22 protein-coding genes are annotated in these 23,592 nt (G+C 71.9%); 18 read left to right on the top strand and 4 right to left on the bottom strand.

What is annotated here, in order from left to right:
• Window positions 1-49 precede the first annotated feature (49 nt).
• Both ACFC02_RS34075 and ACFC02_RS34070 read right to left on the bottom strand, forming a co-directional pair.
• Window positions 50-1,279: a DUF349 domain-containing protein gene (locus tag ACFC02_RS34075; RefSeq protein WP_376365683.1), complete on the bottom strand. Its 1,230-nt coding sequence runs from the start codon at window positions 1,277-1,279 to the stop codon at window positions 50-52.
• 138 nt (window positions 1,280-1,417) lie between these two features.
• Entirely contained in the window at window positions 1,418-2,245 is an 828-nt protein-coding gene (locus ACFC02_RS34070; RefSeq protein ID WP_360965328.1) for a peptidylprolyl isomerase, read from the bottom strand.
• A 178-nt stretch (window positions 2,246-2,423) separates the two neighbouring features.
• Between ACFC02_RS34070 and ACFC02_RS34065 the strand changes: the two genes are divergently transcribed.
• Together ACFC02_RS34065 and hisS are read left to right on the top strand one after the other, a co-directional pair.
• Complete coding sequence (locus tag ACFC02_RS34065; protein ID WP_376365681.1) at window positions 2,424-3,140, top strand: MBL fold metallo-hydrolase; 717 nt, start codon at window positions 2,424-2,426, stop codon at window positions 3,138-3,140.
• A gap of 11 nt (window positions 3,141-3,151) precedes the next feature.
• A complete protein-coding gene (gene hisS, locus ACFC02_RS34060; protein WP_376365679.1) occupies window positions 3,152-4,414 on the top strand; it encodes a histidine--tRNA ligase in 1,263 nt (420 codons plus the stop codon).
• 189 nt (window positions 4,415-4,603) lie between these two features.
• Here the strand turns inward: hisS and ACFC02_RS34055 are convergent, their stop codons facing one another.
• Window positions 4,604-4,852, bottom strand: a complete 249-nt coding sequence (locus ACFC02_RS34055; protein ID WP_376365677.1) for an ATP-binding cassette domain-containing protein — start codon at window positions 4,850-4,852, stop codon at window positions 4,604-4,606.
• A gap of 127 nt (window positions 4,853-4,979) precedes the next feature.
• On the opposite strand from ACFC02_RS34055, the gene ACFC02_RS34050 reads away from it, so the two are divergent.
• The 3 genes from ACFC02_RS34050 to rpsD all read left to right on the top strand — a co-directional run bounded on the left by ACFC02_RS34050 (window position 4,980) and on the right by rpsD (window position 7,969).
• Window positions 4,980-5,636, top strand: coding sequence for a vitamin K epoxide reductase family protein (locus ACFC02_RS34050; RefSeq protein WP_376365675.1), 657 nt, complete (start codon window positions 4,980-4,982; stop codon window positions 5,634-5,636).
• Window positions 5,637-5,702: 66 nt separating this feature from the next.
• Window positions 5,703-7,058, top strand: a complete 1,356-nt coding sequence (locus tag ACFC02_RS34045) for a replication-associated recombination protein A (RefSeq protein WP_376365673.1) — start codon at window positions 5,703-5,705, stop codon at window positions 7,056-7,058.
• A 296-nt stretch (window positions 7,059-7,354) separates the two neighbouring features.
• Window positions 7,355-7,969, top strand: a complete 615-nt coding sequence (gene rpsD / locus ACFC02_RS34040) for a 30S ribosomal protein S4 (RefSeq protein ID WP_018570215.1) — start codon at window positions 7,355-7,357, stop codon at window positions 7,967-7,969.
• Between the two features lie 21 nt (window positions 7,970-7,990).
• On the opposite strand, the gene ACFC02_RS34035 is transcribed toward rpsD, so the two are convergent.
• Window positions 7,991-10,255, bottom strand: a complete 2,265-nt coding sequence (locus ACFC02_RS34035; RefSeq protein ID WP_376365671.1) for an AAA family ATPase — start codon at window positions 10,253-10,255, stop codon at window positions 7,991-7,993.
• A 173-nt stretch (window positions 10,256-10,428) separates the two neighbouring features.
• On the opposite strand from ACFC02_RS34035, the gene ACFC02_RS34030 reads away from it, so the two are divergent.
• The 13 genes from ACFC02_RS34030 (at window position 10,429) to nusB (ending at window position 23,550) form a co-directional block, all read left to right on the top strand.
• Complete coding sequence (locus ACFC02_RS34030) at window positions 10,429-10,878, top strand: DUF948 domain-containing protein (protein WP_360965310.1); 450 nt, start codon at window positions 10,429-10,431, stop codon at window positions 10,876-10,878.
• 9 nt (window positions 10,879-10,887) lie between these two features.
• Window positions 10,888-11,247 (top strand): hypothetical protein, encoded by a 360-nt coding sequence (locus tag ACFC02_RS34025; protein ID WP_360965307.1) that lies wholly within the window; start codon window positions 10,888-10,890, stop codon window positions 11,245-11,247.
• The gene (alaS, locus tag ACFC02_RS34020; protein WP_376365668.1) at window positions 11,247-13,919 is read left to right on the top strand and encodes an alanine--tRNA ligase; all 2,673 of its coding nucleotides are present in this window, start codon (window positions 11,247-11,249) and stop codon (window positions 13,917-13,919) included. The genes ACFC02_RS34025 and alaS overlap by 1 nt, the downstream gene beginning before the upstream one ends.
• Window positions 13,920-13,933: 14 nt before the next feature.
• Complete coding sequence (gene ruvX / locus ACFC02_RS34015; RefSeq protein WP_376365666.1) at window positions 13,934-14,398, top strand: Holliday junction resolvase RuvX; 465 nt, start codon at window positions 13,934-13,936, stop codon at window positions 14,396-14,398.
• A gap of 120 nt (window positions 14,399-14,518) precedes the next feature.
• Window positions 14,519-16,309: an endolytic transglycosylase MltG gene (gene mltG, locus ACFC02_RS34010; RefSeq protein WP_376365664.1), complete on the top strand. Its 1,791-nt coding sequence runs from the start codon at window positions 14,519-14,521 to the stop codon at window positions 16,307-16,309.
• Complete coding sequence (locus tag ACFC02_RS34005) at window positions 16,309-17,136, top strand: shikimate dehydrogenase (protein ID WP_376365662.1); 828 nt, start codon at window positions 16,309-16,311, stop codon at window positions 17,134-17,136. The genes mltG and ACFC02_RS34005 overlap by 1 nt, the downstream gene beginning before the upstream one ends.
• A 258-nt stretch (window positions 17,137-17,394) precedes the next feature.
• Window positions 17,395-18,579 carry a chorismate synthase gene (aroC, locus tag ACFC02_RS34000; RefSeq protein WP_376365660.1) on the top strand — a complete coding sequence of 395 codons (1,185 nt, stop codon included), beginning with the start codon at window positions 17,395-17,397 and terminating at the stop codon, window positions 18,577-18,579.
• 32 nt (window positions 18,580-18,611) lie between these two features.
• Window positions 18,612-19,094, top strand: a complete 483-nt coding sequence (locus ACFC02_RS33995; protein WP_376365685.1) for a shikimate kinase — start codon at window positions 18,612-18,614, stop codon at window positions 19,092-19,094.
• Window positions 19,091-20,182 (top strand): 3-dehydroquinate synthase, encoded by a 1,092-nt coding sequence (gene aroB, locus ACFC02_RS33990; RefSeq protein WP_376365658.1) that lies wholly within the window; start codon window positions 19,091-19,093, stop codon window positions 20,180-20,182. Before ACFC02_RS33995 ends, aroB begins: the two co-directional genes overlap by 4 nt.
• A 164-nt stretch (window positions 20,183-20,346) precedes the next feature.
• Entirely contained in the window at window positions 20,347-21,231 is an 885-nt protein-coding gene (locus ACFC02_RS33985) for a Pro-rich N-terminal domain-containing protein (RefSeq protein WP_376365656.1), read from the top strand.
• 152 nt (window positions 21,232-21,383) lie between these two features.
• The gene (locus ACFC02_RS33980) at window positions 21,384-22,490 is read left to right on the top strand and encodes an aminopeptidase P family protein (RefSeq protein ID WP_360965280.1); all 1,107 of its coding nucleotides are present in this window, start codon (window positions 21,384-21,386) and stop codon (window positions 22,488-22,490) included.
• Between the two features lie 47 nt (window positions 22,491-22,537).
• Window positions 22,538-23,104: an elongation factor P gene (gene efp, locus ACFC02_RS33975; RefSeq protein WP_018570203.1), complete on the top strand. Its 567-nt coding sequence runs from the start codon at window positions 22,538-22,540 to the stop codon at window positions 23,102-23,104.
• Window positions 23,105-23,106: 2 nt separating this feature from the next.
• Complete coding sequence (nusB, locus tag ACFC02_RS33970; RefSeq protein ID WP_360965277.1) at window positions 23,107-23,550, top strand: transcription antitermination factor NusB; 444 nt, start codon at window positions 23,107-23,109, stop codon at window positions 23,548-23,550.
• Window positions 23,551-23,592 lie beyond the last annotated feature (42 nt).

Below are 23,592 nucleotides of genomic sequence, written 5' to 3'. Positions count from 1 at the left end.
GCGTACGGGGCCCTCTCGGCGTCTTCACGTTCTCCTTCAGGGGCTCGGCTCAGCCGCCGAACTCCTCAAGGCCCTTGAGCGCCTGGTCCAGGAGCGCCTGGCGGCCCTCCAGCTCCCTCTCCAGCTTGTCGGCCCTGCCGGTGTTGCCCTGGGCCCGCGCCTGCTCGATCTGGCCCCGCAACTTGTCCACGGCGGCCTGGAGCTGACCGGTCAGACCCGCGGCACGCGCGCGTGCCTCCGGGTTCGTCCTGCGCCACTCGGTCTCCTCTGCCTCCTGCAGAGCCCGCTCGACCGTGTGCATCCGGCCCTCGACACGGGGACGGGCGTCCCGCGGTACGTGGCCGATCGCCTCCCAGCGCTCGTTGATCGAACGGAAGGCGGCCCGGGCGGCCTTCAGATCACCGACCGGCAGGAGCTTCTCGGCCTCCTCGGCCAGTTCCTCCTTCAGCTTCAGGTTCTCCGCCTGCTCGGCGTCCCGCTCGGCGAACACCGAACCGCGCGCGGCGAAGAACACGTCCTGGGCACCCCGGAAACGGTTCCACAGGTCGTCCTCGTGCTCACGCTGCGCGCGGCCCGCGGCCTTCCACTCGGCCATCAGCTCGCGGTAGCGCGCCGCCGTCGCACCCCAGTCCGTCGAGTCCGACAGCGCCTCGGCCTCGGCGACCAGCCGCTCCTTGGCCTTGCGGGCCTCCTCCCGCTGCGCGTCGAGCTGCGCGAAGTGCGCCTTGCGCCGCTTGGAGAACGCCGACCGGGCGTGCGAGAAGCGGTGCCACAGCTCGTCGTCCGACTTGCGGTCCAGCCGCGGCAGGCCCTTCCAGGTGTCCACCAGGGCGCGCAGCCGCTCACCGGCCGCCCGCCACTGGTCCGAACCGGCCAGCTCCTCCGCCTCGGTGACCAGGGCCTCCTTGGCGTGCCGGGCGTCGTCCGCCTGCCGGGCGCGCTGCGCCTTGCGCTCCTCGCGCCGCGACTCGACCGTCTCCACCAGCTTGTCCAGGCGGATGCGCAGGGCGGCCAGGTCGCCGACCGCGTGATGCGCGTCCACCTGCTCGCGCAGGTGGCCGATCGCGGCCTGGGCGTCCTTCGCCGACAGGTCGGTGGTCCGCACGCGCTTCTCGAGGAGGCCGATCTCGACCACCAGGCCCTCGTACTTGCGCTCGAAGTAGGCCAGCGCCTCCTCGGGGGAGCCGGCCTGCCAGGAGCCGACGACCTGCTCGCCGTCGGCCGTACGCACGTACACGGTCCCCGTCTCGTCGACGCGGCCCCACGGGTCGCTGCTCACAGCGCCTCCTCCACATGATGCCTGCGAGGGGCTTCGAAGGCTCCCCCGGGCATCGTCCACAGTTTCGTCACGGCCAACATAGGCGACCAGCAGGTTTCCTGTCCGCATCCAGCGCGACCGAAATCAGGCAGTTGACGGTCAGGACTTCGCGACCGTCGCCTTGTCGATCACGACCGTCGCGTTCGGCGCCCCGTCGCCGGCGCCCGTGCTCTCGCCCGCGGCGGCGATCTTCTTCAGCACCGTCATCCCGGACGCGGAAATCGTACCGAACGGCGTGTAGTTGGGCGGCAACTGGCTGTTCTGGTAGACCAGGAAGAACTGGCTGCCGCCGGTGTGCTTCTGCCCGGTGTTCGCCATCGCCACCGTGCCCGCCGGATAGACGTTGCCCTTGAGGCTCTTGTCCGAAAGGTTCTCGTCCGGGATCGTGTACCCCGGTCCGCCGGTGCCCGTTCCGGTCGGGTCGCCGCACTGGAGCACGTAGATGCCGTTCGTGGTGAGCCGGTGGCACTTGGTGTGGTCGAAGAAGCCCTTTCCGGCCAGGTAGTCGAACGAGTTCACGGTGTGCGGCGCGGCGGCCGCCTTCAGCGACACGTCTATGTCACCGCACGTGGTCGCGAGCTTCATCGTGTACTTCGCCGACGTGTCGATCGACATCGCCGGCTCCTTCTTCCAGCTCTGCTTCTTCACCGATCCCGCGGCGGGCTTCGCGCACGGGTCGGGCAGCTTGGACGGGGCCGACGCGCTGGGCGTGGCGTCCGCGCTCGCGTTGGCCTTGTCGTCCTTCTTGTCGCTCTTCAGGGCCCCGGTCGTGTACAGCGCCACACCACCGATGACGACCACGCCGAGGACCGACGCGATCACCGAGTTGCGCGTGCGCGCCTTGCGCCGTGCGGCGGTGCGCCGCTGCTGCTGCCGCAAGAACTTCTCCCGGGCGAGCTGACGCCGCCGCTGCTCCTGGCTGACCACCGGGTTCTCTCCTCATGCGTCTCGTGTGTCGACCGGCACCCGCGCGCCCGGTGAACCGGGCGCCCGTGTGTGCCCCGTACCGTATATGGGTTCGCTGAGGATCCGGCAGCGCCGGTAGTCTCTGACCACAGGCGCAGCCACCCGATGCCTCCCTTATCGACACAAACGAAGGACGATCGTGCTCATTGCCGGGTTCCCCGCCGGGGCCTGGGGGACGAACTGCTACCTCGTCGCCCCCGCCGCCGGTGAGGAGTGCGTGATCATCGACCCCGGCCACCAGGCCGCCCAGGGCGTCGAGGAAGCACTGCGGAAGCATCGGCTCAAGCCCGTCGCCGTCGTCCTCACCCACGGCCACATCGACCACGTGGCCTCGGTCGTCCCGGTGTGCGGAGCGCACGGCGTACCGGCCTGGATCCACCCGGCCGACCGGTACATGATGAGCGACCCCGAGAAGGCCCTCGGCCGTTCCGTCGGGGCGCAGCTGATGGGCGAGCTGACCGTGGGGGAGCCCGACGACGTCGCGGAACTGGCCGACGGCGCGCGGCTGGAGCTGGCCGGTCTGGAGTTCTCCGTCGCGCACGCGCCCGGCCATACCAAGGGGTCGGTGACGTTCCGGATGCCCGAGACCGCGGACATCCCGCAGGTCTTCTTCTCCGGGGATCTGCTCTTCGCCGGCTCCATCGGACGCACCGACCTGCCCGGCGGTGACATGGCCGAGATGCTCGACTCGCTGGCCCGCGTGTGCCTGCCGCTCGACGACTCGACCGTGGTGCTGTCGGGCCACGGCCCCCAGACGACCATCGGCCAGGAGCGCGCCACCAACCCCTACCTGCGGCAGCTGACCGCGGGCAGCCGCGAACACGGCGCCGGTGAGGCTCCCCGACGAGGAATGTGACGAGAGACTTCGTGAGCACCTTCAAGGCCCCCAAGGGCACGTACGACCTGATCCCGCCGGACTCCGCGACCTACCTGGCGGTCCGCGAGGCCATCGCCGCCCCGCTGCGCAACTCCGGCTACGGCTACATCGAGACCCCCGGCTTCGAGAACGTCGAGCTGTTCGCCCGCGGTGTCGGCGAGTCCACGGACATCGTGACCAAGGAGATGTACGCCTTCGAGACCAAGGGCGGCGACAGGCTCGCGCTGCGCCCGGAGGGCACCGCGTCCGTGCTGCGCGCCGCCCTGGAGGCCAACCTCCACAAGGCGGGCAACCTCCCCGTCAAGCTCTGGTACTCCGGCTCCTACTACCGCTACGAGCGCCCGCAGAAGGGCCGCTACCGTCACTTCTCCCAGGTCGGCGCGGAGGCCATCGGCGCCGAGGACCCGGCCCTGGACGCCGAGCTGATCATCCTGGCCGACCAGGCGTACCGCTCGCTGGGGCTGAGCGACTTCCGCATCCTGCTCAACAGCCTCGGCGACAAGGAGTGCCGCCCGGCCTACCGGGCCGCCCTCCAGGACTTCCTGCGCGGCCTGGACCTGGACGAGGACACCCGCCGCCGGATCGACATCAACCCGCTGCGGGTCCTCGACGACAAGCGCGAGACGGTGCAGAAGCAGCTGACCGGCGCCCCGCTGCTGCGCGACTACCTGTGCGACGCCTGCAAGGCCTACCACGAGGAGGTCCGCGAACTGATCAGCGCGGCGGGCGTCTCCTTCGAGGACGACCCCAAGCTGGTGCGCGGCCTGGACTACTACACGCGCACCACCTTCGAGTTCGTCCACGACGGCCTCGGCTCGCAGTCCGCGGTCGGCGGCGGTGGCCGCTACGACGGCCTGTCCGAGATGATCGGCGGCCCCGCGCTGCCCTCGGTGGGCTGGGCCCTCGGCGTGGACCGCACCGTGCTGGCCCTGCAGGCGGAGGGCGTCGAACTCCGACTCCCCGCGGCCACCAGCGTGTTCGCCGTCCCGCTCGGCGAGGAGGCCCGACGCGTCCTGTTCGCGAAGGTCACCGAGCTGCGCAAGGTGGGCATCGCCGCGGACTTCTCGTACGGCCACAAGGGCCTCAAGGGCGCGATGAAGAACGCCAACCGCAGCGGCGCCCGGTACACCCTCGTCGCCGGTGAACGCGACCTCGCCGAGGGCATCGTCCAGCTCAAGGACATGGAGTCCGGCGAGCAGGCGCCGATCGGCGTCAACGAGATCGTGGCGGAACTGGAGTCACGGCTCGGCTGAGCGCCGGGCCCGAAGGCGCCGGGCACTGGGAAGGCGTCGGACATCCCCTGCGGGTGCCCGGCGCCTTCCCCCGTCTCAGGGGAGGTCCGGGCCCTCGTCATCCCGTGCGTACGGTCTCGCCGGCCGTCAACTCGGCGGGCGCGGATTCGTCCTGCCGGACGATTCCCACGCGTGATCCCCACGCGAGGGTCACGCGCGCGGGGCGGCGGCCGGGGCGCGGCCGAGGACCGCGACCTCTCCCGGGTCCCGGGAGTGGTCGCCCCGAAGGCTCTCCACCGTGGTGCTCCTGCCCGCTCCCTCGGTCCCGAGCAGGCCGAAGACCTCGCCTTTCTCGTTGCGGAGGCCGGTCGCGTCGCCGGTGGTGACGTCTGCGTGGCGCTCGCGCGGTCCCCGCACGGTCGCCACGGGTCCGTTCGCCGTCGCGTCCCGAGCGCCCACGGGGCCGCGCCTTCGGCGGCGGCCCCGTGCGCTTCCTTATGTGCAACGAACGGTGGACACACACGCGCGTGCGGCACAATGGCCCTGCCCGAAGAAGGTCCAACTCTCAAGTGACGGAATCGGCGTGATGAGCAAGACGACAGTCAGGGACGTCTCCACGGAGCCCGGACCGGAACCCGCGGCCCCCGGACAGCGGACGGTGGGCGGCGGCCGCGCCTTCGCGCTGCTGCTGTTGATCACCGGCGCGGCCGGTCTGCTCGCGGCCTGGGTCATCACGATCGACAAGCAGAAGATCCTTGAGGGCAAGCTCAGCGGCAAGACCTTCACGCCGAGCTGCAGCCTCAACCCGATCGTGTCCTGCGGCAGCGTCATGGAGAGCAAGCAGGCCGCCGTCTTCGGATTCCCCAACCCGATGCTCGGCCTGGTCTGCTACGGCATCGTCATCTGCGTCGGCATGAGCCTGCTCGCCGGCGCCCGCTTCCCCCGCTGGTACTGGCTGACCTTCAACTTCGGCACGCTGTTCGGCGTGTGCTTCGTCACCTGGCTCCAGTTCGAGTCGCTGTACCGGATCAACGCGCTGTGCCTGTGGTGCTCGCTGGCCTGGGTCGCCACGCTGACCGCGTTCTGGTACACGACCTCCTTCAACATCCGCAACGACTTCCTGCCCGCCCCGCGCGCGGTGAAGAACTTCCTCGCCGAGTTCACCTGGGTCATCCCGGTCACGCACAGCGGCGTCATCGCCATGCTGATCCTGACCCGCTGGGGCAGCAGCCTCTGGGCCTGAGCGCCCCACGGGCCCCGGGCAACGGGGCCCGGCCGCGTTGTCAGTGGTGTGCCATAGGGTTTCAGCGTGGAGCCCGACCTGTTCACCGCCGCAGCAGAAGAACGCCAGGAGAAGGACCCGGCCGCCAGCCCCCTCGCGGTCCGGATGCGCCCGCGCACCCTCGACGAGGTGGTGGGCCAGCAGCACCTGCTCAAACCAGGCTCGCCGCTGCGCCGGCTCGTGGGCGAGGGGGCGGGCGGCCCGGCGGGACCGTCGTCCGTGATCCTGTGGGGCCCGCCCGGCACCGGCAAGACCACCCTCGCCTACGTCGTCTCCAAGGCCACCAACAAACGTTTCGTGGAGCTGTCGGCGATCACCGCGGGCGTCAAGGAGGTCCGCACGGTCATCGACGGTGCCCGCCGCGCCTCCGGCGGGTACGGCCAGGAGACCGTCCTCTTCCTCGACGAGATCCACCGCTTCAGCAAGGCCCAGCAGGACTCCCTGCTCCCCGCGGTGGAGAACCGCTGGGTGACGTTGATCGCCGCCACCACGGAGAACCCGTACTTCTCGGTGATCTCCCCGCTGCTCTCCCGCTCCCTGCTGCTCACCCTCGAACCCCTCACCGACGACGACGTGCGCGGCCTGCTGCGCCGTGCCCTCACCGACGAACGCGGCCTCAAGTCCGCCGTCGCCCTGCCCGGGGACACCGAGGACCACCTGCTGCGCATCGCGGGCGGCGACGCGCGCCGCGCGCTGACCGCCCTGGAGGCCGCCGCCGGTGCCGCCCTGGACAAGGGCGAGGCCGAGATCGGCCTGACCACGCTGGAGGAGACCGTCGACCGGGCCGCGGTGACGTACGACCGCGACGGCGACCAGCACTACGACGTGGCCAGCGCCCTGATCAAGTCCATCCGCGGCTCCGACGTCGACGCCGCGCTGCACTACCTGGCCAGGATGATCGAGGCCGGCGAGGACCCCCGGTTCATCGCCCGCCGCCTGATGATCTCCGCGAGCGAGGACATCGGCCTCGCCGATCCGAACGCGCTGCCGACAGCCGTCGCCGCCGCCCAGGCCGTCGCGATGATCGGCTTCCCCGAGGCCGCCCTCACCCTCAGCCACGCCACCATCGCCCTGGCCCTCGCCCCCAAGTCCAACGCCGCGACGACGGCGATCGGCGCCGCCCTGGAGGACGTACGCAAGGGACTGGCCGGGCCCGTGCCGCCCCACCTGCGGGACGGCCACTACAAGGGCGCCGCCAAGCTCGGCCACGCCCAGGGGTACGTCTACCCGCACGACCTGCCCGAGGGCATCGCCGCCCAGCAGTACGCGCCGGACGCCCTCAAGGACCGCGAGTACTACAGCCCGAGCAGACACGGCGCCGAGGCGCGGTACGCGGATGCCGTGGAGTGGACCCGCAAGCACCTCGGTCGGAGGCGGCCCTGAGCACCCTGTAGACTGCCCGGAGCGCTGAGTCCCGTGCCGTCAGAGCGGGACAGTCAGCCGGAGCCCGGTCCGTCGAGGACCGGCTCCAGGAGCGTCGCGCACCGTCGAACGGTGTCGCGGGCAGCCCACCACCACCCGGTGCCCGGGACGGTCGGTGGGCCACTCGCGTGCTGCACGTATGTGCCCAGACCAGGGAAGCGGCTGCCCGGCGGGTCCCTCGCGGACCAGCGGGTTCTCCCGGCTGCGGATGCGACCTCCGTAACCCTGACAAGCCGAGAACTACGAAATGAGAGACAGTGGCGAACCAGTCCCGCCCCAAGGTCAAGAAGTCGCGTGCCCTCGGCATCGCGCTGACCCCGAAGGCCGTCAAGTACTTCGAGGCCCGCCCCTACCCGCCGGGCGAGCACGGCCGCGGCCGCAAGCAGAACTCGGACTACAAGGTCCGTCTGCTCGAGAAGCAGCGTCTGCGCGCGCAGTACGACGTGTCCGAGCGCCAGCTCGTCCGCGCCTACGAGCGTGCCTCCAAGGTCCAGGGCAAGACCGGTGAGGCCCTGATCATCGAGCTGGAGCGCCGCCTCGACGCGCTGGTCCTGCGTTCGGGCATCGCCCGCACGATCTACCAGGCCCGCCAGATGGTCGTCCACGGCCACATCCAGGTCAACGGCCAGAAGGTCGACAAGCCGTCCTTCCGCGTCCGCCCCGACGACGTCGTGCAGGTCCGCGACCGCTCCAAGGAGAAGACGCTCTTCACGATCGCCCGTGAGGGTGGCTTCGCCCCCGAGGGCGAGACCCCGCGCTACCTCCAGGTGAACCTCAAGGCCCTGGCGTTCCGCCTGGACCGCGAGCCGAACCGCAAGGAGATCCCGGTGATCTGCGACGAGCAGCTCGTCGTCGAGTACTACGCCCGCTGATCACCAGCAGGCCGTAGCACCTCAGCCCGCCGTCTCCCCGCCCTTCCGGGTGGGCGAGGCGGCGGGCTCGCGCATGCCCGGGGTCCCCCTCCGCCTCTGCCCCCGCGGCCCCGGCAGCGCCGGCAGCGACCGGGCACCCGCCCGCCCCAGGGCCCGGGACACGGCCGCCTCCCGGCCCAGCCCGGCCCCCTCGCGCACACACTCCTCGTAGCGCTCGTCGCCCAGCCGCTCACGGGCCCGCGCCTCGCCCAGCTCGTGCGGCGCGTTGTAGTACGCCGACCCGAACAGCCGCAGTCCCACCGACGCCCACATCCCGGCCGCCGCGCCCTGCAGCACCGCCGCCTCGGCCGCGTCGCCCTCGCTCACCGTCACCAGCGCCAGCAGCTCCACGGCCAGCACCGAACCGAGCAGGTCGTGGAAGCCGTGCGCGTCCGCGAGGCAGTCGGCGAGCAGGTCGCGGGCGTGCCCCGGATTCCCTTCCTGCCAGGCCGCGTACGCCAGCACGTACAGCGCGTACGCCCGCGACCAGCGTTCCCCGTGGTCGTCGCAGACGCGGCGGACGTCCTCGCACAGCCGGACCGCCTCCGGCAGATCGCCCTGGAAGGCGCGCGTCATCGCCAGCTCGACCTGGCCCATCAGCACCGTGCTGTTCAGCTCGCCGAGCTCCCGGTAGCGTTCCAGCGCCGAACGCAGCAGCGTCTCCGCGCGTTCCACGTCGTCCGTGACCAGCGCCAGGCAGCCCGCGCGGTGCTCCGCGTACGCCAGCGCCGTCGCACTCGCCGAGGACCGCGCCGCACGGCTGCACTCCTCCAGCGCGGCCAGCGCCGGCACCGTGTCGCCCTGCAGGATCGTCACGTACCCCAGCACCCACAGCGCCTTCAGCCGGGACTGCTCGTGGCCGCCGTCCAGCGCGACGGCGCGCTCCAGCCAGTGCCGGCCCTCCGTCAGCCGGCCGCACCCCGCCCAGCAGAACCACAGGCAGCCCGCGAGGTACTGGCCCAGATGCGCCTCGTTGGGACCGCTCATGCAGTACTCCAGGGCGCTGCGCAGGTTCGGCAGGTCCGTCTCGATGCGCGTCGCCACCTCTGCCTGCCGCGGCGAGAACCACTCCAGCTCGCACCAGGTGGCCAGACCGACGTACCAGTCGCGGTGGCGCCGCCGCAGCCGGTCGGCGTCCCCGGCCGCGGCCAGCCAGTCGGCGCCGTAGGCACGCACCGCCTCCAGCATCCGGAAGCGCACGCCCGACGGCGTCTCCTCCCGCGCCACCACGGACTGGGCCAGCAACTCGCCCAGCACGTCCAGGACATCGGTGGCGGCCAGGCCGCCGCCACTGCACACGTACTCGACGGCCTCCAGGTCGAACGGCCCGGTGAAGACCGAGAGCCGCGCCCACAGCAGGCGCTGCTCGGGGGTGCACAGCTCGTGGCTCCAGCCGATCGCCGTACGCAGTGTCCGGTGCCGGGGCAGGACGTCGCGCGGGCCGCCGGTCAGCAGCCGGAACCGGTCGTCGAGCCGTTCCAGCAGCCGCCCCGGGGACAGCGTCCGCAGCCGCCCCGCGGCCAGCTCGACGGCCAGCGGCAGACCCTCCAGCCGGCGGCACAGCTCCCGCACCACGGGATCCGCGCCGCACACCGGCACGCCGTGCTGGGCGGCCCGCGTGACCAGCAGCCGGACCGCCTCCTCCTCGGTCGGCGGGGCCAGCGGGAACAGCCACTCGCCCGTCACGCCGAGCGGGCGGCGGCCCACGGCGAGCACCCGCACCTGAGGCACCCCCCGCAGCAGTTCGGTCACCAGGCCGGCACAGGCCTCGGCCAGGTGCTCGACGCCGTCGAGCACCAGCAGCAGCCGGTCCCCGGCACCGGACGAGCGGTGCGGCGCGGCAAGGCCCAGGACCCGGGGGAGGTCGAGCAGCGTCTCGCGGGGCGTGCGCGGGGTGTGGTCCGTGAGCCCCAGGGCCTCCACCACGGCATGGTCGACGAACTCCGCATCCCGCAGGGGCGCCAGGTCCACGCGCGCCCAGATCGCCGCCCGTGCCGGGCCGGGGCAGTCGCCCGGCCCCCAGCAGGCTGCCGCCCACCGCGCCGCCGCCTGGGCCGCCGCCCGTGCCGCGAGCCGCGACTTGCCGACCCCGCCGGCCCCCGTCACCGTCACCAGCCGGGCGGCGTCCAGCGTCCGTGCCAGCGCGCCGAGTTCGGCCGCGCGGCCCACGAACGCGTCGAGCTCGGCGGGCGGAGCGGCCGCCGTGCCGCATCCCCACAGCGGCGGGTCAGGGGTCGGTTCAGGCATGGCGTCTCGCATGGAACACGGAGGGTACTGAAACGTAATCACTCCGTACAACCACCCGGAGCCACTCCCCACGCGCGGGCGGTAATCCGGTACGGAGCCTTGCCCGTGGCGCGATAGGCTCGGCCCACGACTTTCTCGATGTTCTCGATGTTCAGGCACGTTTCAGGGAGCGGGTGCGCACAGTGTCCGGTGGTGAGGTGGCCGGGATCCTGGTGGCCGTGTTCTGGGCGATCCTGGTCTCCTTCCTCGCCGTGGCGCTGGCGAGGGTGGCCCAGACGCTCAAGGCGACCACCAAGCTCGTGGCGGACGTGACCGACCAGGCGGTTCCACTGCTGGCCGACGCCTCCCAGGCGGTGCGCTCCGCGCAGACCCAGATCGACCGCGTCGACGCGATCGCCTCCGACGTCCAGGAGGTCACGTCGAACGCGTCCGCGCTGTCGACCACCGTGGCCTCCACCTTCGGCGGCCCGCTGGTCAAGGTCGCCGCCTTCGGCTACGGCGTGCGGCGCGCGCTCGGCGGCCGCAAGGAGGACGTGCCCGCCAAGGCGTCGAGGCGTACGGTGATCGTGGGCCGCACCGTCCCGGCCGCCCGGCGGGGGAAGCGGAACAACCGGGAGAAGTAAGGACTAGCGATGTTCCGCCGTTCGTTCTGGTTCAGCACAGGTGTCGCCGCCGGTGTCTGGGCCACCACCAAGGTCAACCGCAAGCTCAGGCAGCTGACCCCCGAGAGCGTCGCCGCGACGGCGGCGAACAAGGCCCTGGAGACCGGTCACCGGCTCAAGGACCGCGCGGTGGGTTTCGCGCTCGACGTCCGCGACAACATGGCGCGGCGGGAGGCCGAACTCGGCGAGGCGCTCGGGATCAACGCCCCTGTCGACCACGGACTCCCTGCGCCCCGGCGGCTCGCCGCCATCGAGAACCACACCAACCCGACGTACGTCGAGGGGTCGACGTACCCGACGTACTCGTACAACCGGAATGAGGACCACTGATGGAGTCGGCTGAGATCCGCCGCCGCTGGCTGAGCTTCTTCGAGGAGCGCGGGCACACCGTCGTCCCTTCGGCGTCGCTCATCGCGGACGACCCGACTCTGCTCCTCGTCCCGGCCGGCATGGTGCCCTTCAAGCCCTACTTCCTGGGCGAGGTCAAGCCGCCGTTCCAGCGCGCCACCAGCGTGCAGAAGTGCGTGCGCACACCCGACATCGAAGAGGTGGGAAAGACCACCCGCCACGGCACGTTCTTCCAGATGTGCGGCAACTTCTCCTTCGGCGACTACTTCAAGGAAGGCGCCATCAAGTACGCCTGGGAGCTGCTCACCACGCCCCAGGACAACGGCGGTTACGGCCTCGACCCCGAGCGCCTGTGGATCACCGTCTACAAGGACGACGACGAGGCCGAGCGCATCTGGCACGAGGTGGTCGGCGTGCCGCGCGAGCGCATCCAGCGCCTGGGCATGAAGGACAACTACTGGTCCATGGGCGTGCCCGGCCCGTGCGGCCCGTGCTCCGAGATCAACTACGACCGCGGCCCCGAGTTCGGCGCCGAGGGCGGCCCCGCCGTCAACGACGAGCGGTACGTGGAGATCTGGAACCTCGTCTTCATGCAGTACGAGCGCGGCGAGGGCATCGGCAAGGACAACTTCGAGATCCTCGGGGACCTGCCCAGCCAGAACATCGACACGGGCCTCGGCCTGGAGCGGCTCGCCATGATTCTGCAGGGCGTGCAGAACATGTACGAGATCGACACCTCCATGGCCGTCATCAACAAGGCCACCGAGCTGACCGGCGTGGCCTACGGCGAGGCCCACGCCTCGGACGTCTCGCTGCGTGTCGTGACCGACCACATGCGCACCGCCACGATGCTCATCGGTGACGGCGTCACCCCGGGCAACGAGGGCCGCGGCTACGTGCTGCGCCGCATCATGCGCCGCGCCATCCGCAACATGCGCCTGCTGGGCGCCACCGGTCCGGTCGTCAAGGACCTGATCGACGTCGTCATCGGCATGATGGGCCGGCAGTACCCGGAGCTGGTCACCGACCGCGAGCGCATCGAGAAGGTCGCCCTCGCCGAGGAGAACGCCTTCCTGAAGACGCTGAAGGCCGGTACCAACATCCTCGACACCGCCGTCACCGAGACCAAGCAGTCCGGCGGCACGGTCCTCTCCGGCGACAAGGCGTTCCTGCTCCACGACACCTGGGGCTTCCCGATCGACCTCACCCTGGAGATGGCCTCCGAGCAGGGCCTCTCCGTGGACGAGGACGGGTTCCGCCGCCTGATGAAGGAGCAGCGGGAGCGCGCCAAGGCCGACGCCCAGGCCAAGAAGACCGGCCACGCCGACATGGGCGCCTACCGCGAGATCGCGGACCGCGCCGGCGAGACCGACTTCATCGGCTACAGCGACACCGAGGGCGAGTCCCGGGTCGTCGGCATCCTCGTCGACGGTGTCTCCTCCCCGGCCGCCTCGGAGGGCGACGAGGTCGAGATCGTCCTCGACCGCACCCCCTTCTACGCCGAGGGCGGCGGCCAGATCGGCGACACCGGCCGCATCAAGGTGGACACCGGAGCCGTCATCGAGGTCCGCGACTGCCAGAAGCCGGTCCCGGGCGTCTACGTCCACAAGGGCGTCGTCCAGGTCGGCGAGGTCACCGTCGGTGCCACGGCCCACGCCTCCATCGACAACCGCCGCCGCAAGGCCATCGCCCGCGCCCACTCGGCCACCCACCTGACCCACCAGGCGCTGCGCGACGCTCTTGGCCCGACGGCCGCCCAGGCCGGTTCGGAGAACCAGCCGGGCCGCTTCCGCTTCGACTTCGGCTCCCCGTCCGCCGTCCCGACGGCCGTGATGACCGACGTCGAGCAGAAGATCAACGAGGTGCTCGCCCGCGATCTGGACGTGCACGCCGAGGTCATGGGCATCGACGACGCCAAGAAGCAGGGCGCCATCGCCGAGTTCGGCGAGAAGTACGGCGAGCGGGTCCGGGTGGTCACCATCGGTGACTTCTCCAAGGAGCTGTGCGGCGGCACGCACGTGCACAACACCGCCCAGCTCGGCCTGGTCAAGCTGCTCGGCGAGTCGTCGATCGGCTCGGGTGTGCGCCGTATCGAGGCCCTCGTCGGCGTCGACGCCTACAACTTCCTCGCCCGTGAGCACACGGTGGTCGCCCAGCTCCAGGAGCTGGTCAAGGGCCGTCCGGAGGAGCTTCCGGAGAAGGTCTCCGCCATGCTCGGCAAGCTGAAGGACGCCGAGAAGGAGATCGAGAAGTTCCGCGCGGAGAAGGTCCTCCAGGCCGCCGCCGGGCTCGCCGGCTCCGCCAAGGACGTGCGCGGCGTGGCCCTGGTCACCGGGCAGGTCCCGGACGGGACGACCCCGGACGACCTGCGCAAGCTGGTCCTCGACGTCCGTGGGCGCATCCAGGGCGGCCGGGCCGCCGTGGTCGCCCTGTTCACGGTGAACAACGGCAAGCCGCTCACGGTCATCGCCACCAACGAGGCTGCCCGTGAGCGCGGCCTCAAGGCCGGTGACCTGGTCCGTACCGCTGCCAAGACGCTCGGCGGCGGCGGTGGCGGCAAGCCGGACGTCGCCCAGGGCGGCGGCCAGAACCCGGCCGCGGTCGGCGAGGCCGTGGACGCCGTCGAGCGACTCGTCGCCGATACCGCCAAGTAAGGAAACGGTCGGAAATGCGCAGAGGCCGCCGGCTCGCGATCGACGTCGGGGACGCCCGGATCGGGGTCGCCTCGTGCGATCCCGACGGGATTCTCGCCACACCGGTGGAGACGGTTCCCGGCCGGGACGTCCCGGCGGCCCACCGCCGTCTGCGCCAGCTCGTCGAGGAGTACGAACCGATCGAGGTCGTCGTCGGCCTCCCTCGCTCCCTCAAGGGGGGCGAGGGTCCGGCGGCCGTCAAAGTCCGTGCCTTCGCGGGGGAGTTGGCCAAGGGCATCGCCCCGGTGCCGGTCCGGCTGGTGGACGAGCGGATGACGACGGTGACGGCCAGTCAGGGGCTGCGGGCCTCCGGAGTGAAGTCCAGGAAGGGACGCTCCGTGATCGACCAGGCAGCCGCCGTCATCATCCTGCAGCAGGCCCTGGAATCCGAACGGGTGTCAGGCGCAGCACCGGGAGAGGGCGTCGAAGTGGTCATCTGATCGCGATACGGTAACGTTCCGCGCGATGCGGCGGCCCTCGAACAGCCGCCGCACAGCAAGAGGCGGGACGGCAGCGGTCGTCACGCAACGTGACCACCGTCTCGCGGCGCTAGGGGATCGATGACTGAGTATGGCCGGGGCCCAGGCCACGAACCGTGGCATCCGCAGGACCCGTTGTACGGGGACGGCGGATGGTCGGGGCAGCAGACCCCCGCGGACCCGCAGTCCTCCTACGGTGGCATGCAGCACCACCCGCAGCAGCCGCACCCGGATCAGCACCAGCCGCATCCGCAGCAGTACGGCGGCTGGGGGCACGAGCCGCAGCCAGGCTACGGAGACCCCTACCAGCACTACGGCGAGCAGGGCGCCGGGCAGTCCCCGCACCACGACCCGCAGGGCGGCCACCCGTACGGCGACCAGCACCAGGGCCTGCCCCCGGAGCCGTACCAGCAGGCAGGTCACGAGCAGTACCGGCAGCAGGCGGGCTGGGACGGCACGGGTGCCCACGCGCAGCCGTCCCACGGCGGCGAACCGGGCGACCCCTACGGCGGTGGCCCGTCCCCGGCGTACGGCCCTGACCAGCCCGATCACTACGGCACCCCCGAGGCCTACCCGCCACCCGAGCCGCCCAACCGCCGCGGCCACGAACCGGAGCCGCGCCCCGACTGGGAGCCGGAGCCCGAGCCCGCCCAGGAGGAGGACCACGCCTTCTTCGCGGGCGGCGGTGACGACGCCGACGAGGGCCCCGACGCCGACGCCCCCGGGGCGGGCCGGGGCCGCGGCGAGCGCACAGGGCGCGCTGGCAAGGGCCGCGCGGGCAAGGCCGGCAGGAAGAGACGCAACGGCTGTGCCTGCCTGGTCGTCGTGCTGGTGTTCGGCGGCGGCATCGCCGGCGTCGGCTACTACGGCTACCAGTTCTACCAAGATCGCTTCGGTGCCGCCCCGGACTTCGCGGGCAGCGGCAACGGCGAGCAGGTCACGGTCGTCATCCCCAAGGACGCCGGCGGATACGTGATCGGGCAGGTGCTGAAGAAGGCGGGGGTCGTCGAGAGCGTCGACGCGTTCGTCTCCGCACAGTCGGCGAACCCCAACGGCAAGCAGATCCAGGACGGCGTCTACACGCTGCAGAAGCACATGTCCGCCGCCAGTGCCGTGCAGCTGATGCTCAGCCCGAAGAGCCGCAGCAACCTGATCATCGCCGAGGGCTCGCGCAACTCGGCCGTCTACACGCTGATCGACAAGCGCCTCGGGGTGCCGGAGGGCACCACCGCGAGCGCCGCGAAGAAGAACTACAAGAAGCTGGGGCTGCCCTCCTGGGCACTGAACCACCCCAACCTCAAGGACCCGCTCGAAGGGTTCCTCTACCCCTCCAGCTACGCCGTCGCCAAGGGGCAGAAACCCGAGGACGTCCTGAAGGACATGGTCTCCCGGGCCACCGAGAACTACACGCAGCTCGGCCTCGCCAAGAAGGCCCAGAGCCTCGGGCTCGACGGCCCCTGGCAACTGCTCACCGTGGCGAGCCTCGCGCAGGCCGAGGGCACGAGCCACGACGACTTCCGCAAGATGGCCGAGGTCGTCTACAACCGCCTCAAGCCCGGCAACGCCCAGACCAACGGCAAGCTGGAGTTCGACTCCACGTACAACTACGTGAAGAACCAGAGCAAGATCGACCTGAGCATCGCCGAGCTGCGCAGGTACGCCAACCCGTACAACACGTACTACGCGACCGGCCTGCCCCCCGGGCCCATCGACAACCCCGGCGAGGAGGCCCTCAAGGGCGCCCTCGACCCGACGGACGACGGCTGGTACTACTTCATCTCGATGGACGGCAGGACCAGCAAGTTCACCAAGACACTCGCCGAGCACGAGAAACTGGTCGACGAGTGGAACCTCTCCAAGAAGAAGTCCTGATGACGTCATCCCGCCGGGCGGCCGTGCTCGGTTCGCCGATCGCCCACTCGCTCTCCCCGGTGCTGCACCGCGCGGCCTACGCGGAGCTGGGGCTCGCCCACTGGTCCTACGACCGGTTCGAGGTCGACGAGGCCGGGCTGCCCGGCTTCCTGGACGGGCTCGGGTCCGAGTGGGCCGGGCTGTCGCTGACCATGCCGCTGAAGCGGGCCGTGATCCCGCTGCTCGACACGGTCAGCGACACGGCGGCCTCCGTGGAGGCGGTCAACACGGTCGTGCTCGCCGACGACGGCCGGCGCACCGGCGACAACACCGACATCCCGGGCATGGTCGCCGCGCTGCGCGAGCACGGCATCGAGCAGGTCGACTCCGCGGCGATCCTCGGCGCGGGCGCCACCGCGTCCTCCGCGCTGGCCGCGCTCGCCCGTGTCTGCACCGGCGAGGTCGTCGCCTACGTCCGCAGCGACGCCCGCGCCGCCGAGATGCGCCAGTGGGGCGAACGGCTGGGCATACAGGTCCGTACGGCCGACTGGGCCCGCGCCGAGCAGGCGCTGGCGGCGCCCCTGGTGATCGCCACCACCCCGGCCGGTACGACGGACGCGCTGGCCGACGCCGTGCCCGAGCGCCCCGCCGCTCTCTTCGACGTCCTCTACGACCCCTGGCCGACCCCGCTCGCCGCCCGCTGGTCCCTGGCCGGCGGCGCCGTCGTCAGCGGCCTCGACCTCCTGGTGCACCAGGCCGTCCTCCAGGTCGAGCAGATGACCGGACGGGCCCCGGCCCCGCTCGGCGTCATGCGCCGGGCGGGCGAGAAGGCCCTGGCCGACCGCTGACGTCCCCGCCGGGCGGAGCCCGGGCCGCCCGTCCCCCCGGCCGACGCCCCACCGGGAGCCCCGGATTCCCCCGAGGGCAGTGCCCCTTCCGCGTACGGACAGGACGCTCCGTCCGGTCCGGGTGCCGTCCGGCGGCGTCCGCCTGCTGGACCGGCGGCCGGACTCCGGGCCCGGACGTGGGAGGATCTGAGGTGGCGGGCCAGGGCCGCGCACCCGGTCGCGCCGTCGCAGTTCCAGGCGCGAGCATGAGGAGCATCGTTGAGCAGGTTGCGTTGGCTGACCGCGGGGGAGTCCCACGGACCCGCACTTGTCGCGACGCTGGAGGGCCTTCCCGCCGGCGTGCCCATCACCACCGACATGGTGGCGGACCACCTCGCGCGCCGGCGCCTGGGGTACGGCCGCGGCGCGCGCATGAAGTTCGAGCGGGACGAGGTCACCTTCCTCGGCGGCGTCCGGCACGGGCTCACCCTCGGATCCCCGGTGGCCGTCATGGTGGGCAACACCGAGTGGCCGAAGTGGGAAAAGGTCATGGCGGCCGACCCGGTGGACCCGGCCGAGCTGGCCGAGCTGGCGCGCAACGCGCCGCTGACCCGCCCCCGCCCCGGCCACGCGGACCTGGCCGGCATGCAGAAGTACGGCTTCGACGAGGCGCGCCCGGTCCTGGAGCGGGCCTCCGCCCGCGAGACCGCAGCGCGTGTCGCGCTGGGCGCGGTGGCGCGGTCGTACCTGAAGGAGACGGCCGGCATCGAGATCGTCTCCCACGTGGTGGAGCTGGCGTCGGCGAAGGCCCCCTACGGGGTGTACCCGACCCCGGCCGACGTGGAGAAGCTGGACGACGACCCGGTGCGCTGCCTGGACGCGGACGCCTCCGAGGCGATGGTCGCCGAGATCGACCAGGCCCACAAGGACGGCGACACGCTCGGCGGTGTCGTGGAAGTCCTGGCCTACGGCGTACCCGTCGGCCTCGGCTCGCACGTGCACTGGGACCGGCGTCTGGACGCCCGGCTCGCCGCCGCCCTCATGGGCATCCAGGCGATCAAGGGCGTCGAGGTCGGCGACGGCTTCGACCTCGCCCGGGTGCCCGGCTCGCAGGCGCACGACGAGATCCTGACCACGGCCGAGGGCATCAAGCGCGCCACGGGCCGCTCCGGCGGCACGGAGGGCGGCCTCACCACGGGCGAGCTGCTGCGCGTGCGCGCCGCGATGAAGCCGATCGCCACCGTGCCGCGCGCCCTGCAGACCATCGACGTCGCCACCGGCGAGGCGGCACAGGCCCACCACCAGCGTTCCGACGTGTGCGCGGTGCCGGCGGCCGGGATCGTGGCGGAGGCCATGGTGGCCCTCGTCCTCGCCGACGCCGTCGCCGAGAAGTTCGGCGGTGACAGCGTGCCCGAGACCCGCCGCAACGTGCGTTCCTACCTCGACCACCTGGCGATCCGGTGACCGGGACGCCGCTCGTCGTCCTCGTCGGCCCCATGGGCGTCGGCAAGTCGACCGTCGGGCAGCTGCTGGCCGACCGCCTCGGCGTCGCCTACCGGGACACCGACGACGACATCGTCGCCGAGCAGGGCCGCACCATCGCCGAGATCTTCGTCGACGACGGCGAGAGCGCCTTCCGCGCGCTGGAGAAGCAGGCGGTACGCCGGGCACTGGCCGAACACGACGGCGTGCTGGCGCTGGGCGGCGGGGCCGTCCTCGACCCCGACACACGCGCGCTGCTCGCCGAACTGCCCGTCGTCTACCTGTCGATGGACGTCGAGGAGGCCGTCCGGCGCACCGGCCTCAACGTGGCCCGCCCGCTGCTCGCCGTCAACCCGCGCAAGCAGTGGCGCGAGTTGATGCAGGCCCGCCGGCACCTGTACGAGGAGGTCGCGGCGGCGGTCGTGGCGACCGACGGCCGCGCCCCCGAAGAGGTCACCCAATTGGTCCTGGACGCTGTGGAGTTGAAGGAAGCATGAGTGAGGCAGTGACGCGGGTCCACATCGGCGGCACCGCCGGCACCGAGCCCTACGACGTGCTGGTCGGCCGACAGCTCCTGGGCGAACTGGCCGGTCTGATCGGCGACAGGGCCCAGCGGGTCGCCGTCGTCCACCCCGAGGCGCTCGCCGAGACCGGGGACGCGCTCCGCGCCGACCTGGCCGGGCAGGGCTACGAGGCCATCGCCATCCAGGTGCCGAACGCGGAGGAGGCCAAGACCGCCGAGGTCGCCGCCTACTGCTGGAAGGCGCTCGGCCAGTCCGGGTTCACCCGCTCCGACATGATCGTCGGCGTGGGCGGCGGCGCCACCACGGACCTGGCCGGGTTCGTGGCCGCCACCTGGCTGCGCGGCGTGCGCTGGGTCGCCGTGCCGACGACCGTGCTCGCCATGGTGGACGCGGCCGTCGGCGGCAAGACCGGCATCAACACCGCCGAGGGCAAGAACCTGGTGGGCGCCTTCCACCCGCCCGCCGGCGTGCTGTGCGACCTGGCCGCGCTCGACTCCCTCCCGGTCAACGACTACGTCTCCGGGCTCGCGGAGGTCATCAAGGCGGGCTTCATCGCCGACCCGGTGATCCTGGACCTCGTCGAGGCCGATCCGCAGGCCGCCCGCACCCCGGCCGGGCCGCACACGGCCGAGCTGATCGAACGCTCCATCAGGGTCAAGGCGGACGTCGTCTCCGCGGACCTGAAGGAGTCGGGCCTCAGGGAGATCCTCAACTACGGCCACACGCTGGGCCACGCCATCGAGAAGAACGAGCGGTACAAGTGGCGGCACGGCGCGGCCGTCGCCGTCGGCATGCACTTCGCCGCCGAACTGGGGCGCCTCGCGGGCCGCCTGGACGACGCGACGGCCGACCGCCACCGCAGCGTCCTGGAATCGGTGGGCCTGCCCCTGCACTACCGCTACGACCAGTGGCCCAAGCTGCTGGAGACGATGAAGGTCGACAAGAAGTCCCGGGGCAACCTGCTGCGTTTCATCGTGCTCGACGGCCTCGCCAAGCCCACCGTCCTGGAGGGCCCGGACCCGGCCGTGCTGCTCGCCGCGTACGGCGAGGTGGGGCAGTAAGTCCCGCCGAGCGCGATCCGTCCCATTCGCCTTGCGCAAGTGGGCACTTCGGGCGGGCCCCGGCCGTTCACCACAGGGCGGCCGGGGACGGTACCGTTCGGTAGGGAGCGGGTTTCGGCCCGCTGCCAGCGCCCATTGCCTTGTACGAGACGGAGTGGCACCGGATGCAGCACGCAGTGGGTTCTCCGCTGCCGCCGCCCCACCAGCCGGGGCACGGACCGGCGCCCGGCTGGTCACCGGCCGCACATCACCCGGGTCCGCACCCCCCGGGAGCGCACCAGGCCCCGGGCGCCGTGCCGCCCCCGCCTCCCGCGCCGGGCCACCCGGGAGCCCCGGCCGCCCAGCATCCGCCGCTGCCACCGGATCAGGCGTCCGCCGCGCCCGTCGCGCCGCCGCCCCCGCCGGACGTCAGCGGCCACGTCCAGCTGCCGCCGGGCGGCCCGGTCGCCAGGCCGGCCCCGCCGCCCGCCCAGGCCGTGCCCGACCCGACGACCACCACGCTCGCGGTGCTGCTCATAGGCCCCGCGGGGGCCGGCAAGACCAGCGTCGCCAAGTACTGGGCCGAGCACCGCCGGGTGCCCACCGCGCACATCAGCCTGGACGACGTCCGCGAGTGGGTGCGCTCCGGCTTCGCCGACCCCCGGTCGGGCTGGAACGACCACTCGGAGGCGCAGTACCGCCTGGCCCGCCGCACCTGCGGCTTCGCCGCGCGCAACTTCCTCGCCAACGGCATCTCCTGCGTCCTCGACGACGCCGTCTTCCCGGACCGGCCGGTCGTCGGTCTCGGTGGCTGGAAACGGCATGTGGGGCCGGGGCTGCTCCCCGTGGTCCTCCTGCCCGGACTGGACATCGTCCTGGAACGCAACGCGCAGCGCAGCGGCAACCGCCGCCTCAGCGACGAGGAGGTCGCCCGCATCCACGGTCGCATGGCCGGATGGTACGGCTCCGGCCTGCCCATCATCGACAACTCCCAGCTCGACGTCCCGACCACGGCCCGCGTCCTGGACGAGGTGCTGACCCGATCGATAGCGAGCCCGCCCGCCTGGTGACGAGGGGCGCGCGGAGGCACCGCGTCGGGCGCGTACACGCCACCGAGCAGGGGACCGCCCCGGGCGGCACCCGCCCGCACCCGCGCCCGCGCCCGCCGCCCACTCGGCCCTCCCGAACGGCGATATCCGGCCACGGCTCTTACGCTCGGTTCATGTCAGAGGTGTACGCGGCCCGCCGGACCCGGCTACGGGAGCGCTGCAACGCGGGCGGCAGCGCGGCGGCGCTGGTGACTCGTCCCGCCAACGTGCGGTACCTCGCGGGAGCAGCCCCGCACGGTGCCGTCCTGCTCCTCGGAAAGCGCGAGGACCTGCTGGTGTGCCGGAGCACGCCGGACGACCGGCCCGGTGAGGGGCGTCCCGACGAAGCCCTGGGGGTGCGGGTCCTGCCCCAGCCCGGTGGCGATGCGGCCGTCGCCGCCGCCGACCTCGCCCGGGCCCAGGGCGCCGACTCGCTCGCGATCGAGGAGCACCACCTCACCGTGGCCCGCCACCGGGCGCTCTCCTCGGTCGCCCCGCACCTGCGCATCGCCGACCTGGGCAGCGCGGTGGAACAGCTGAGGGTGGTCAAGGACGAGGAGGAGATCTCCTGCCTGCGGATCGGCGCCGAGATCGCCGACCAGGCCCTCGGTGAACTGCTGGAGTCCATCCTCGTCGGCCGCACCGAACGCCATCTCGCCCTGGAGCTGGAGCGACGGCTCGTCGACCACGGCGCCGACGGCCCCGCGTTCCCGACCTCGGTGGCCACCGGCCCGAACTCGGGGCGCCGCGGGCACCGGCCCACCGACCGGCGGGTCGAGGAGGGCGACTTCCTCTCCGTGTGCCTGGGCGCCGCCTACCGCGGCTACCGCTGCGAGATCGGCCGTACGTTCGTGATCGGCACGTCTCCCGCGGACTGGCAGATCCAGCTGTACGACCTGGTCTTCGCGGCCCAGCGGGCCGGACGCGAGGCGCTGACGCCGGGCGCCGCCTACCGCGACGTGGACCGCGCCGCCCGGCAGGTGCTGGACTGCGCCGGGTACGCCGAAGGCCTGCAACCCCTCACGGGGCACGGGGTCGGACTCGAAATCGACGAGGACCCTCAGCTGGCGCCCGCGGCCATGGGTAAACTGGACGCTTGCGTGCCGGTCACCGTCGAACCGGGGGTCCACCTCCCGGGCCGGGGCGGTGTCCGGATCGATGACACGCTCGTCGTACGCCCCGAGGCGGACGGCGGACCCGAGCTACTCACCATCACGACCAAGGAGCTGCTCGCGCTGTAGGAGTGCGCGCGCCGGGGTCGTACGTCAGTCCAGGAGATTCCGCAACCGTGGCTTCCACGAACGACCTCAAGAACGGCCTGGTGCTCAAGCTCGAAGGCGGCCAGCTCTGGTCCGTCGTCGAGTTCCAGCACGTCAAGCCCGGCAAAGGCCCGGCCTTCGTGCGCACCAAGCTCAAGAACGTGCTCTCCGGCAAGGTCGTCGACAAGACCTTCAACGCCGGTGTCAAGGTCGAGACGGCCACCGTCGACAAGCGCGACATGCAGTTCTCGTACATGGACGGCGAGTACTTCGTCTTCATGGACATGGAGACCTACGACCAGCTGATGGTCGACCGCAAGGCCGTCGGCGACGCCGCCAACTTCCTGATCGAGGGCTTCAGCGCCACCGTCGCCCAGCACGAGGGCGAGGTGCTCTTCGTCGAGCTGCCGGCCGCCGTCGAGCTGGTCGTCCAGGAGACCGAGCCGGGCGTCCAGGGCGACCGCTCCACCGGCGGCACCAAGCCCGCCACGCTGGAGACCGGCCACCAGATCCAGGTCCCGCTCTTCATCACCACCGGTGAGAAGATCAAGGTCGACACCCGTACGAGCGACTACCTCGGCCGGGTGAACAGCTAACCGTGGCTGCCCGCAACACGGCCCGCAAGCGCGCCTTCCAGATCCTCTTCGAGGGCGACCAGCGCGGCGTCGACGTCCTCACGGTCCTCGCGGACTGGGTCCGGCTCTCCCGGTCCGACACCCGGCAGCCGCCGGTCAGCGAGTACACGATGCAGCTGGTCGAGGGGTACGCCGAGCACGAGCGGCGGATCGACGAGCTGATCGCGCAGTACGCGGTCGGCTGGACGCTGGACCGGATGCCGGTCGTCGACCGCAACATCCTTCGGCTCGGTGCCTACGAGCTGATCTGGGTCGACGAGACGCCGGACGCCGTCGTGCTGGACGAGATGGTGCAGCTGGCCAAGGAGTTCTCCACGGACGAGTCGCCCTCCTTCGTCAACGGTCTGCTCGGCCGGCTGAAGGACCTCAAGCCCTCGCTGCGCCGCGACGCGAGCGACGAGGCGTAGCAAGAGGCACGCAGACGCCCGAGGGCCCCGCAGCATCGACGC

The sequence above is a fragment of the Streptomyces sp. NPDC056160 genome, from assembly GCF_042268205.1.
In the GTDB taxonomy this organism is placed as follows: domain Bacteria; phylum Actinomycetota; class Actinomycetes; order Streptomycetales; family Streptomycetaceae; genus Streptomyces.
This window is presented reverse-complemented; position numbering and strand designations above follow the sequence as displayed.

Bases quoted from the DNA above. Each gene is read 5' to 3' on its own strand.
- ACFC02_RS34025 (WP_360965307.1), top strand. From the start codon at position 10,888: ATGTTCCGCCGTTCGTTCTGGTTCAGCACAGGTGTCGCCGCCGGTGTC.
- aroB (WP_376365658.1), top strand. From the start codon at position 19,091: ATGAGTGAGGCAGTGACGCGGGTCCACATCGGCGGCACCGCCGGCACC.
- ACFC02_RS34035 (WP_376365671.1), bottom strand. From the start codon at position 10,255: ATGCCTGAACCGACCCCTGACCCGCCGCTGTGGGGATGCGGCACGGCG.
- alaS (WP_376365668.1), top strand. From the start codon at position 11,247: ATGGAGTCGGCTGAGATCCGCCGCCGCTGGCTGAGCTTCTTCGAGGAG.
- mltG (WP_376365664.1), top strand. From the start codon at position 14,519: ATGACTGAGTATGGCCGGGGCCCAGGCCACGAACCGTGGCATCCGCAG.
- ACFC02_RS33980 (WP_360965280.1), top strand. From the start codon at position 21,384: ATGTCAGAGGTGTACGCGGCCCGCCGGACCCGGCTACGGGAGCGCTGC.
- ACFC02_RS34050 (WP_376365675.1), top strand. From the start codon at position 4,980: ATGAGCAAGACGACAGTCAGGGACGTCTCCACGGAGCCCGGACCGGAA.
- ACFC02_RS33995 (WP_376365685.1), top strand. From the start codon at position 18,612: ATGGGCGTCGGCAAGTCGACCGTCGGGCAGCTGCTGGCCGACCGCCTC.
- ruvX (WP_376365666.1), top strand. From the start codon at position 13,934: ATGCGCAGAGGCCGCCGGCTCGCGATCGACGTCGGGGACGCCCGGATC.
- ACFC02_RS33985 (WP_376365656.1), top strand. From the start codon at position 20,347: ATGCAGCACGCAGTGGGTTCTCCGCTGCCGCCGCCCCACCAGCCGGGG.
- ACFC02_RS34005 (WP_376365662.1), top strand. From the start codon at position 16,309: ATGACGTCATCCCGCCGGGCGGCCGTGCTCGGTTCGCCGATCGCCCAC.